Here is an 11729-nt window from a genome sequence, read left to right on the forward strand (position 1 = left end):
ACCTCCATTGAATGAATTCATATTTTTGAAAGAATTAACGTGATATTGAATTCGCTTAAAAGCAAAATCAAATCATTGATTTGTTATCTAATATGTATCATAATGCTTATATATTGAGCAAGTTCATTTTAATGAGTTCGCAAAATAGCGAATCCTGAAATTGAAATAGATCGATTTTACTCAAAAAGGAAGTGGACATCATGATGCTTGGGACAGATGCAGCTTCATTACTAATTTACGAGGCACTGGCAAGTGAAGCCCGTTTAAACATTGTGCGCCTGCTACTACAAAACAGGGAAATGCATATCAATGCGCTTGCCCAAGAGCTTTTTCTGAGCAAAGCTATTGTAAGTACACATGTAAGCAAGCTGCAAAAAGCCGGAATTGTCGGTAGCCGAATGAAACGGGAGAACGGCGGAACCTATAAGTACTGTTTTATCGTACGAGAGTTCATGACTATTAACCTGTCACCAGAGCCTGTTGACGCTCCTTACCATGAAATATCCATACCGGTAGGTCAATATACAGATTATGAAGCATGGCCAACCTGCGGGATTGCGACAACTACGCAGATGATTGGACAGTACGACACACCAGCCTGCTTTATGGACCCGGATCGGGTGAACGCGGGAATCCTTTGGATGGCAGCAGGTTTTCTTGAATATAAGATTCCCAATTATCTGTACAATGATCAGCATCTTCGAGAGATTGAAATTTCCCTTGAACTAAGCTCGGAAGCGCCAAAGGTGAATGAAAACTGGCCGTCAGATATTCGCTTTACCCTTAATGGCAATGACCTCGGTACTTGGACAAGCCCTGGTGATTTCGGGGATCGGAAAGGTAAACATACGCCACTATGGTGGAAGCTGGATGTCAACCAGTATGGTGTATTGAAAATGCTGCGTATTAACGGGGAAGGCACGTTTATTGATGGTCAGCGCATCTCGGACGTGCGCGTTCAAGACCTGAATCTGGGTGTATCCACCTATTGGACCTTTGGATTGAAGCCGGAAGAGGGCGTAGCTGGCCGAGGCGGACTCACCCTGTTTGGCAAAGGTTTTGGCAACTATGATCAGGATATTCTGATTCGATACTATTATGATGCTCAGGAAAATAAGACTCCAGATGAATAGCTTATGCGTTTTGATAACAATTTATAGAGAGAAAGTTCCACGATGAACCACATGCAGAACAATTCCAGAGTAATGGTATTGACAACGATTACATAGCTGATATAAGATACAGCTATATAAGGAGTGTCACTGATTCGATCAGGCACCACCAAAGTCTGGATTTCACAAGTTTGTTTATTACTTGTGAATTGGACATTGGTGGTGCTTTTTGCATACTGGGGGTGATTGCATCATGAGGTTTAAAAAATCGTTAAATAACAACATCGCACTGGCGGAAGACGCCGAAGGCTGTGAAGTCATTGTCATCGGAACGGGTGTTGGCTTCAAAAAAGTAAAAGGACAGCCAATTGAGCAGAGCCAGATCCAGAAAATGTTCCGAATTGGCTCGAATGATAAATATCAGCGAGTTGAGCAATTTCTCAGTGATATCCCTCTGCAAGTCATCGACATTACGGATCAGATTATTGAAGAAGGCAAGACAATGATCGGAAAAAAGCTGAATGACTCGATCCTGTTAACACTTGCGGACCATATTCATTTTGCGCTGGATCGTTTCAAAAAAGGCATGGATGTGCAAAATCCGCTTCATTGGGACATTCGCCATCTATATCCTGCTGAATATCGTGCCGGAGAATGGGCAGTTCAAAAAATCAATGATGCTTTTCTAGTCTCACTGCCATCTGGTGAATCAAGCTCTATTGCCCTTCATTTCGTGAACTCACAATTCGACTCGGGCAGTATGAACCAAACGATTAAAATTACACAGATGATTAACGACATTTTAGGTATCATGACTGAACATTTTGGAATGGCACTGAATCAGGAATCTGCTGATTTTTCCAGGTTCATCACCCATCTGAGATACTTCATCGTTCGTCAGTTGAATCGTGAAGTGCTCTCGTTCAAAGATCAACAATTTCTATATGATGTATTGTCGGAGCGGTATCCTGTCAGTTTCCAATGCGCACTCAAAATAAAGGAGGCGATGGAGCAGCAACGCGGATTTGTGATTACTCCCGATGAGATGGTATATCTCATGATCCACATCGAGAGAGTGACATCCCGTACCGATACGGATTGATCTCCATACAACCTGTTTGAAGTTATACCATCATCAAAATGAATTGAATATGGAGTGTTACTGATTCGATCAGGCACCACCAAATGTTTCCGACTCCGCATCTGCGGCGGGCCGGTATTACATTTGGTTTTTTTTTCGCCAAAAAAGGAGGAAGCAACATGAATCATCGGGAGTTGTCCAAAGAAATTATCCAGTTAACAGGAGGGCAAGAGAATATTACCCAAGCCTGGCATTGCATCACACGGCTTCGGTTCAACGTTCGAGAGCAAAACAAAGTTCAATTGGAACAGATCAAAGCACTTGATGGTGTGCTCGGCGCACAGTTTCAGAACGATCAGTTTCAGGTGGTCATTGGCAACCAGGTTGCAGCCGTATATGAGCAGATCGAGGATCAGATGAAGCAGAGTAGCTTATCGAAGCCCGAAACAGACGCGCCACGCTCTAAAGGGATTAATGCTGTTTTGGATACGATCTCCGGCATTTTTACTCCGATTCTGCCCGCCATCGTAGGTACAGGGATGTTAAAGGGGATTCTGGCACTGCTGGTTACACTTGGAGCGATACAGGAGAAAAGCGGTGAGTATCAAGTTCTGTCTTCAATAGCAAATGCGGCCTTTTATTTCTTACCTTTTCTTCTGGCCCTATCATCAGCCCGAAAGTTCAAAGTGAATGAATATATTGCTCTGACGCTTGCAGGTACTTTATTGTATCCTACGATTCTGAACGCTTATCTGGCAAACCAGCTTGAACCGATTCGTTTTCTCTCGCTGCCCGTGTCCATTGTGAATTACACCCAGTCTGTTATTCCCATTATTCTGGGTGTATGGCTTCTGAGTTATGTACATCGCTGGGTGGATCGTTTTATTCCCGGTCCGGTCAAAGTCATCTTTACCTCGATGATTGTGCTAGTCATCACGGTGCCGATTCTATTAATTGCGATTGGCCCCCTAGGGAATTACATGGGCATCTATCTGGAAATGGGCACTTCTTGGCTCTTTGCCCATTCGGGTCCGTTAACCGGCATTATTCTTGGCGGATTCATGCCGCTGATTGTTATGACGGGAATGCATTATGCGTTCTTCCCGGGCACATTGCAGAATCTGAGCAAACTCGGATATGACGTACTTTTGCTTCCAATCAACCTGATAACTAATATGAGCCAGGCTGGTGCAGTCACGGCTGTTTTCCTCAAGACCAAAGATAAAAGAATGAAATCTATTGCGTTATCCAGTGGAATATCCGCCTTGCTTGGCATTACTGAACCTGCACTGTACGGTGTCACCTTGAAGCTGAAAAAACCATTTTACGCTTCACTCATCGGTGGAGCAGCAGGGGGTGGATTTATAACCGCAGTGGGTCTGAAATGCTTCGGTTTTGCTGTGCCAGGATTACTTTCACTTCCGTTATACATTGGCCCGAATGGTGGGATGTCCAATTTCTGGTATGCATTAATCGGAATCGGCATCAGCTTTAGCGTTTCCTTCGTGGTGACTTTGCTGCTCAAATGGGATGAGCCAAATACACGCAATTCCGCCATGCCCGACTCAACACAGACATTAACCGAACAGGAACAGGCTACAACCATTTCCTTTTCTCAAGAAATGGTAACACCTGTCACAGTACATTCCATTGAGGAAAAGAAAGGGGAGGTGTTCAGCCCGCTCATTGGTGAATTGGTGCCGCTCTCAGAGCTTCCGGATCAAACGTTTGCCGAGGAATTGACCGGGAAAGGTATTGCCATTCGTCCGCAGGATGGACGTGTTACAGCTCCTTTTGACGGAACCGTCACGTTGGTTGCCAAAAGTAAACATGCGATTATGCTGACTTCCTCCAGTGGAATCGACATTCTCATTCATGTTGGACTAAACAGTGTGTCGCTCAAAGGGAAATATTTTGACGTGAAGGTTGTTGCCGGACAAGAAGTGAAGAAGGGTGAGTTGCTTCTGGAATTTGATATGGATGGCATTCAGGGTGCAGGTATTGATCTTGTGACACCAGTCATCGTAACCAATACGCCTGATTACCTCGATGTAGTACCTGTTCAGGTGAAGGGGGTGATTCCAATGAATGAATTGCTTCTCCTCACCGTTTGTTGACAGCTTCATGAATACCACATACAAAAAAAGGAGAGAAACAACATGACAAAAACAATTAAACACTCATTTCCTGAAGGATTTTTATGGGGCGGAGCTACCGCTGCCAATCAGCTCGAAGGTGCATATGATGCAGACGGCAAAGGACTATCTACCTCAGACATGGCTCCATTCGTTCCACATGAGGAGCGCAATGGCAAGGATTTCACCTTCGACGTGGATTCTATTCAATTAGAAGAATATCTGAGCGGTAACACCAACGTATATTTCCCGAAACGCAACGGCGTGGATTTCTATCATCGCTACAAAGAAGACATTGCCTTGTTTGCGGAGATGGGTTTCAAAGTGTTTCGTCTTTCGATCGCATGGACACGGATCTTCCCAACAGGAGAAGAAGCAGTTCCCAATGAAGCTGGTCTTGCCTTCTATGATAACGTGCTCGACGAACTCTTGAAATACGGCATTGAGCCGCTCGTAACTATCTCTCACTACGAGATGCCCGTTGAGTTAACCCGCAAATACAATGGCTGGGAAAGCCGCGAGATGATCGATCTGTATCTGAAATTTGCCAATACGCTGTTTGACCGTTACAAAGACAAAGTGAAATACTGGATTACCTTCAATGAAATGAATATGATGCTGACAAGTCTGTATACTGGCGGCGGCATTCTGGAAGATAAAATCAAGGGAAACCCGGAGCAAGTGGCTTATCAGGCAACGCATCATCAGTTTGTAGCTAGTGCGCTGGCTGTCAAAAGCGGAAAAGAGAAAATGCCGAGTGCACAAATCGGCTGTATGATCTGCCGTCTGGAAACGTATGCTGCTTCTAGTAAACCGGAGGACGTTCTGCAGACGCTGAAGGAAGATCAGATGAACCTGTTCTACCCAGAGGTGCAGGCACGAGGCGAATACCCATCCTATATGCAAAGATACTTTGAGGAAAATGGCATCGAACTCGTTAAAGCTACTGACGACGATGCCATTATCCGGGACAATACCGTGGACTTTATTGCTTTCAGTTATTACATGACGTATATCGGAAAATATGATCCCAATGACAACAGCAACTCTGGTATGCTGGTAAGTCAGATCAAAAACCCGCATCTGAAAGCTACCGAATGGGGATGGCCTATCGATCCAATTGGTCTTCGCGTCGCGCTGAACCGATTGTATGATCGTTACCGGATGCCGCTCTTCATCGTTGAGAACGGGCTGGGTGCTATCGACACACCGGAAGAGGACGGGACAGTGCATGACCCTTATCGCATCAATTACTTGCGCAGCCACATTGAACAGATGAAAGAAGCTGTCGCTGACGGCGTTGAATTGATGGGTTTCACTAGCTGGGGACCTATCGATATCATTAGTTGCTCAACTTCTGAAATGGGCAAACGTTATGGTTTCATTTACGTGGATCAAGACAATGCAGGACACGGTTCATTGGAAAGAACCCGCAAGGATTCCTTCTACTGGTACAAACAAGTTATTGAAACGAACGGAGAAATCCTGTAATTATACAAAATTCTTACACGCCGCCCGTATGGGCGGTTGTTTATTTTACACTAGTAAAATAAGGGATAATTATGTAAACTTGTGATATTCAAACAAGAGGAGTGAATTCAATGTCTAACAAGGTGATTGTGCTTTAGGTTCACAGAAGGATATTTGCGTTACAGGGATTCCTTTTGTGGACATTGCAGTGCGGGAAACCGTCCAAACAATGTTTACTGGAGGAGATTATTATTAATTTTAACGAAGCTATTAACAGCAGCAATACGCATGTATTGGCATTGGTATCCGAGTTGTTTGACCTGGAGGGTTACAACATTCAACTTATTCCGCCTCATGAGGGTGGGCGTAATGTTGTTTACACTTGTGAGCAAGAGGGGCATGAATCGCTAATTCTCAGAGTGTCTTTTTTGCCTGACAGAAGGCGGGAAGATTATGTTGCCGAACTGGAGTATGTTCGGTATTTATTTGAGCACGGTGCAAGTGTCTCGAATGTGGTCAACTCGAAAAAGGGCCATATGCTAGAAGAGGTCACATATGATGAGCATACATTCTTTATCTGTATGTTTGTGAAGGCCAAGGGGAAGTTGCTGGTAGAAAACCATTATCAGTACCGTGAAGGGGTCCCACTTACCGAATATTATTATAATAGCGGTAAAGTTTTGGGGGAAATGCATCAGCTATCCAAAAGCTATGAACCTGTTCATGGCAGGCATCATTTTTTGGACAAATATAATACGGAGCATATCGAGAGGTTGGTCCCTGAATCATTCTCTTTGCTCAGAAGCAAAATGGTGGAACTACTGCAAGCAGTAAAAGAATTGGAGTCGAGCAAGGAGACATTGGGCATGATCCATTTCGATTATAATGACGGGAATTATTCGATCGATTTTGATACGGGACAAATCACGGTATATGATTTCGACAATTCCTGTTATGGCTGGTACATGTTTGACCTCGCAGGTATGTGGATCAACGGAGTCGGTTGGGTTCAATTTGAACCTGAAGCGGACAAACGTAAACAGTTCATGGATGAGTATTTCCAAACCGTGCTCGCCGGATACAGATCAGAAACCCAGGTTTCTGATGCGATGCTGGAGAAGCTGCCTTTATTTATTCAAGTCAGCCTTCTGGAGAATATTGTGGATCATTTTGAGGTGGCGCAGCGCGAAGGGAAAGAACCAGAAGAAGATGACGAGGTTCTGTTATATCTCATTAAATGTCTGGAAGAGGATATACCATTTAAGGGATTTTTCCATGATATCTATTCGAGTGAAGCACCCTTTGAATATGAGGAGCGCTGAAGGGTCTAGACCCTAATTAAACCAATAACCAATGATTCTAATGATTCACCAAGGTGGGGAGGCAGCCGGATCGACCGGTTGCCTCTTTGTTTGTTTGCGGTATGTTATTCAAATTTGGAAGGAGGTACGTTGTAGAATTTTTTGAATGCTTTGGAGAACGTAAAGGGATCAGGATATCCCAGAAATCCGGCAATTTGCTGGATCGTATATTTTTTCTCGTACAGATAATCTCTGGCCCGATTCATTTTGATTTGATTAATGTACTGCCCAGGTGTGATACCGAGAATTTTTTTGAACAAAGAAATAAAATATTTCTCAGAGACGCCAGCAATAACAGCAAGTTCATTCACTCGGATGGCACGATGCAGATTCGCATCCACGTATGGGAATACGTTCTGCAGAACCTCCAGGCTTGCTTCAATTTTCCTCGGTTTCCGGTCTTTCAAGAATTCACCTTGATATGAGCCTTGACCATATAATTCGAAAATTTTGGCGATGACGAGAAGTAGAGCAGCTTTCATGTAAAGTGGACTTCCGGAAGCGCCGCTACTCTGCTTGAACCTTCGATAGGACGAGGTGAACAGCGTTGATTCCTCTTGAATCAGGTTACCAGGTACGATGCCAGGAAGTTGAAACTCGCCGAGAATCCGTTTTTGATCAGCGATGCTGAAATCAAAGTGCATGTATATGAATCGGCATAGCTCTCCGGTCGTTGAAGCGATATAGGGCATGTCCGGATAAAAAAACACGACATCACCCGGGGCCGCCATATGTTCGATTCCATGGATGGTAATCTTGACAGAGCCTGCTGTAATGAACCACAGATCGTAATCAGAATGTGACTTGTGCTCAATCCAATGACTGTCATGCGTCTGTTCCAGATAAGAGCTCATGCGAAGCGTGATATACTCCGAAAGCTCGTCGATTATACTCATATTTACAGTCCCTGCATGCATCGAATTCAGCCTATTCCTCTCTACTTTATGACATCCTTCATTTTTCCCTATCATACCAAAGGAATTACTCCTTGTTAACCATCGTACGATATGACATCTTTTGAAAACTATCACACATTCCGATTCCCGCCCACTCACCTATAATGAACTTATATCGTTACGAGGAGGGGTTATAGATGAAGGTTACAAGCACACAGCACCCAAAGGTAGTTGTTATTGGGGCGGGCAGCCTGTTTTTTGGTCGGCAGTCCATCTGGCAGATGGTACACTCCCCATATTTGAATCAGGGAACGCTGGCTTTGGTGGATACGGATGAGGAACGGCTCTCAAAAATGGTAACACTAGCGGAAATGGTCGCCAAGGAGAACAACGTATCCCTAAAGATTGAGGGTTCAGTGGACCGAAGACAGGTACTACCTGGAGCCGACTTCGTTGTGCTCAGCTTTGCGGAGCAATCGGTGAAATATCGGGGCATCGACTGCCAGATTTCTCTAAAGTATGGGATTCGCATGTGTTCTGGCGATACGATTGGCCCGGGCGGGATCTTTCGTGCGATGCGTGAACTGCCGGTTATTATGGAATGCGCTAAAGACATTGAGGAGTTGTGTCCGGATGCTTGGGTGATCAATTATATTAACCCGTCTACCGTACATGGCATCGCATTACATCGATATGCTCCGAAGCTTAAATCGTTTGCGCTGTGCGATAGTCATCATATGCCCCATAAGAAAGCCTATTATGCCGTACGAGCCGGAATCATCGGAAATACAAGCCAGTTCACTGCAGAAATAGACCAGAAATTCGATTTTCGCATCGCTGGTGTTAATCATTTCACTTGGCTGCTCAAAGCCGAGTATGAAGGAAAAAATGTGATGCCCACAATTGCAGAAGCCATGCGCAAGCTGGCAGGTGAGGAGAATAACGGTGGTGATCGCGGCGCAAAAGCTCTTTTTAACGATGCAATTACCTATGAACTATATGATATTTTCGGAATCATTCCCACTTGTACAGCGCATACGAAGGAATACGTTCGGTATTGGCAGGGGCTTGGCAAAACTGAGGACACGATTCCTCCATTATCGATCTGGGAGACAGAGGACAGGTATGAGCGTCATGACGAAATGTGGCGTCAGGTAGATGACTTTCTTGCAGGGAACATCCCCATCGCCGATTACATGAGTACTTTTGGGCCGGATCATGCGACCGACATCATTGAGAACATGGTGGGGAACTTGGGCAAAAAATTCTTCATCAATACGCTCAATCAAGACGCTGTAACCAATATGAATGCAGATTCCTTCCTGGAACTACTATGTGATGTAGATATGGATGGCGCGAAACCACTCCATGTAGGCGAGATGCCGCGTGGAATTAGAGGGATGCAAGAACTTGTACTTGATACGCATGAGCTTACGGTTGAAGCTGTTTTGGAACAAAGCTACGAGAAGCTGAGAAGGGCGATGCTCACCGACCCGCTCGTAAGTTCCATCAGTGACGCGGACAAGATCATCCATGAATTGTTGGAACTGGAGCGTAAGATGATTCCGGACGTTTGGTATAAGGATAGACTGCAGTATAGCTAGAACAGAGAACGATAATAGACCACGTCAGCTCCTCCAAAGGGCTAATGTGGTCTTTGCTCTTTACTATTTTCAAAAAATCCTACTCCACTTTAAACAAGCCAGCATGGTCTTCATAATACGAAGTAATAAAATCACGAAATTCGCTTACAGCAGGAGATAACCATTTTTGTTTGACCCAGGATAGGCTAATAGGATATATCGCTGAATCATCAGCAATTTTTACATAACGTAACCCTAGTGTTCTACATACGGAGATCGGAAGCAACGCAACACCCTGGTTAAGTCTAATAATTTCGAGCAGGGTATGAGGATCGACCTCAAATGCATGATTGGGCAGGAAACCTGCTTTTTCACAGAGCATGGTGGTAAACCGGCTGTATTCCTTATTATCGGCAAGGGAAATAAAGGGCTCATTTGCAACAACACTTAATGAAATACTTGTTTCTCCGCCGTATGTATGATCCGTGGGCACAACCAGAACAATATCCTCCTCAACCAGGACAAAACTCTCAATCTCCTCATCCTGAATCGGATGCCCCGTAATCCCCAGATGCATGTCGCCTTTCTTCAAACCTGTAATAATTTCACTGCGGGTTCCAATACCCTGATGAAGCTTAGTTTCGGGGGAAGCGTTGATATAGTCACTAATGAGACCTGTGAGGAACCGAGTATTCGTAATTGAGATCCGGATTGTATTGGATATTTGCTGTTCCTCCGCTTTAATCTCCATCTCTGCATTTTCAATTTCAATAAAAATTCTGTTCACATGTTTCAATAAAATTTCACCTGAGGAGTTCAATTGAATGTTTCGTCCTCTCCTATGAAATAGGGGGGTACCCAGTTCATCCTCAAGTCTTTTGATTGTTAAACTTAGGGAAGGTTGAGCGATATTCAATTGTGCAGCTGCCTTGGAGATGTGTTCAGTATAGGCAACGGTCTGAAAGTATTTGAGTTGAAGCAATTCCATACAAGGACACTCCTTATTTATTCTGATAAATATATATAGTACTTATTATGTATTATATTAAATTTAAATATTGATGTAGAATTTTTTTATGAGATACAGTTCAAATTTCGAATACCAAAAACCTGACTATATAAGTTGAACTAATCATTTACACAATAACGGAGAGGACAGAAAAAATCTGAAAAAGCGAAGCGTGCGCCTTTATCACCGGATTTTCCCCTTTAGAAGGGGAATCGAAAAATCTGGGGATAACAGCGATTGGAAGGTTGTTCTGTCATCGTAGTGTCAGTGTAAATAATCTTTAGTTCAACTTATATAGAACCAAAACATAAGGTAGGTGTCTTTGATGAAAATCGATGTGAATAACATAGCTAAAAATCTGAATACACCCCTAACGGCTCCGGCATACCCAATGCCACCGTACAAATTCGTGAATCGTGAGTACTTGAATATTATTTACCGGACCGATGAAAAAGCGTTGCGGGCAGCCGTACCAGAACCACTGGAAATTACGGAACCACTGGTTAAATTCGAAGTGATGTGGATGCCAGATGTTTCTGGACTGGGGGCTTATACAGAAGCTGGACAAGTTATCCCTGTGCAATTCAATGGGGAGAAGGGCGATTATGTGCATTCGATGTACGTAGACAATTTCCCCGCGATTGCAAGTGGTCGAGAGCTCACCGCCTATCCGAAAAAGCTGGGAGCGCCTAAGTTGTATACCGATTCAGATACACTAGTTGGCACACTTGATTATGGAACGCTGCGTGTAGCCACGGCAACGATGGGGTATAAACACGTGGAGATGGATAAGGAGCTCGCCAAACGTGAAATATGCCGACCTAATTTTATGATTAAGATTGCTACGGACTATACCGGGAATTTAAGAATATGTGATCTGATCCGTACTCAAATTAAGAACATCGAAGTGAAGGAAGCTTGGACAGGACCTGCCCGGCTTCAATTGTTCGAACATGCGTTGGCACCTCTTGCAGATCTGCCTGTGTTGGAAGTGGTGTCCGCTTCTCATATCCTTACCAACCTAACCTTAAACGCTGCACAACCTGTATATAACTACCTGGAAGAGAAATAAGGAGGAAAAA

9 protein-coding genes are annotated in these 11729 nt (G+C 44.1%); 7 read left to right on the plus strand and 2 right to left on the minus strand.

Features of this window, described 5'->3' with window-relative positions; all coding sequences use genetic code 11:
- Window positions 1–200: 200 nt before the first annotated feature.
- The 5 genes from ACETMN_RS15765 (at window position 201) to ACETMN_RS15785 (ending at window position 7120) form a co-directional block, all read left to right on the plus strand.
- Window positions 201–1133 carry an ArsR/SmtB family transcription factor gene (locus tag ACETMN_RS15765; protein ID WP_091019032.1) on the plus strand — a complete coding sequence of 311 codons (933 nt, stop codon included), beginning with the start codon at window positions 201–203 and terminating at the stop codon, window positions 1131–1133.
- Window positions 1134–1365: 232 nt separating this feature from the next.
- On the plus strand, window positions 1366–2214 hold the full coding sequence (gene licT, locus ACETMN_RS15770) for a BglG family transcription antiterminator LicT (protein ID WP_091019030.1): 849 nt from the start codon (window positions 1366–1368) through the stop codon (window positions 2212–2214).
- Window positions 2215–2372: 158 nt separating this feature from the next.
- Complete coding sequence (locus tag ACETMN_RS15775; protein WP_411736339.1) at window positions 2373–4310, plus strand: beta-glucoside-specific PTS transporter subunit IIABC; 1938 nt, start codon at window positions 2373–2375, stop codon at window positions 4308–4310.
- 42 nt (window positions 4311–4352) lie between these two features.
- Entirely contained in the window at window positions 4353–5819 is a 1467-nt protein-coding gene (locus tag ACETMN_RS15780; protein ID WP_091019026.1) for a glycoside hydrolase family 1 protein, read from the plus strand.
- Between the two features lie 173 nt (window positions 5820–5992).
- On the plus strand, window positions 5993–7120 hold the full coding sequence (locus ACETMN_RS15785; protein ID WP_256975276.1) for a phosphotransferase enzyme family protein: 1128 nt from the start codon (window positions 5993–5995) through the stop codon (window positions 7118–7120).
- Window positions 7121–7224: 104 nt separating this feature from the next.
- Here the strand turns inward: ACETMN_RS15785 and ACETMN_RS15790 are convergent, their stop codons facing one another.
- Window positions 7225–8076, minus strand: a complete 852-nt coding sequence (locus tag ACETMN_RS15790; protein WP_091019100.1) for a helix-turn-helix transcriptional regulator — start codon at window positions 8074–8076, stop codon at window positions 7225–7227.
- A gap of 176 nt (window positions 8077–8252) precedes the next feature.
- Here ACETMN_RS15790 and ACETMN_RS15795 point away from each other — a divergent pair, with 176 nt between their 5' ends.
- A complete protein-coding gene (locus tag ACETMN_RS15795) occupies window positions 8253–9659 on the plus strand; it encodes a glycoside hydrolase family 4 (RefSeq protein WP_091019024.1) in 1407 nt (468 codons plus the stop codon).
- 79 nt (window positions 9660–9738) lie between these two features.
- Here the strand turns inward: ACETMN_RS15795 and ACETMN_RS15800 are convergent, their stop codons facing one another.
- A complete protein-coding gene (locus tag ACETMN_RS15800) occupies window positions 9739–10626 on the minus strand; it encodes a LysR family transcriptional regulator (RefSeq protein ID WP_411736340.1) in 888 nt (295 codons plus the stop codon).
- A 346-nt stretch (window positions 10627–10972) separates the two neighbouring features.
- On the opposite strand from ACETMN_RS15800, the gene ACETMN_RS15805 reads away from it, so the two are divergent.
- Window positions 10973–11719, plus strand: coding sequence for an acetoacetate decarboxylase (locus ACETMN_RS15805; protein WP_411736341.1), 747 nt, complete (start codon window positions 10973–10975; stop codon window positions 11717–11719).
- The last annotated feature ends 10 nt before the right edge of the window (window positions 11720–11729 follow it).

It is taken from the genome of Paenibacillus sp. M2 (assembly GCF_046713495.1).
Classification (GTDB): Bacteria; Bacillota; Bacilli; order Paenibacillales; family Paenibacillaceae; genus Paenibacillus; species Paenibacillus amylolyticus_B.

Bases quoted from the DNA above. Each gene is read 5' to 3' on its own strand.
- ACETMN_RS15805 (WP_411736341.1), top strand. From the start codon at position 10,973: ATGAAAATCGATGTGAATAACATAGCTAAAAATCTGAATACACCCCTA.
- ACETMN_RS15800 (WP_411736340.1), bottom strand. From the start codon at position 10,626: ATGGAATTGCTTCAACTCAAATACTTTCAGACCGTTGCCTATACTGAA.
- ACETMN_RS15765 (WP_091019032.1), top strand. From the start codon at position 201: ATGATGCTTGGGACAGATGCAGCTTCATTACTAATTTACGAGGCACTG.
- ACETMN_RS15780 (WP_091019026.1), top strand. From the start codon at position 4,353: ATGACAAAAACAATTAAACACTCATTTCCTGAAGGATTTTTATGGGGC.
- licT (WP_091019030.1), top strand. From the start codon at position 1,366: ATGAGGTTTAAAAAATCGTTAAATAACAACATCGCACTGGCGGAAGAC.
- ACETMN_RS15775 (WP_411736339.1), top strand. From the start codon at position 2,373: ATGAATCATCGGGAGTTGTCCAAAGAAATTATCCAGTTAACAGGAGGG.
- ACETMN_RS15795 (WP_091019024.1), top strand. From the start codon at position 8,253: ATGAAGGTTACAAGCACACAGCACCCAAAGGTAGTTGTTATTGGGGCG.
- ACETMN_RS15790 (WP_091019100.1), bottom strand. From the start codon at position 8,076: ATGCATGCAGGGACTGTAAATATGAGTATAATCGACGAGCTTTCGGAG.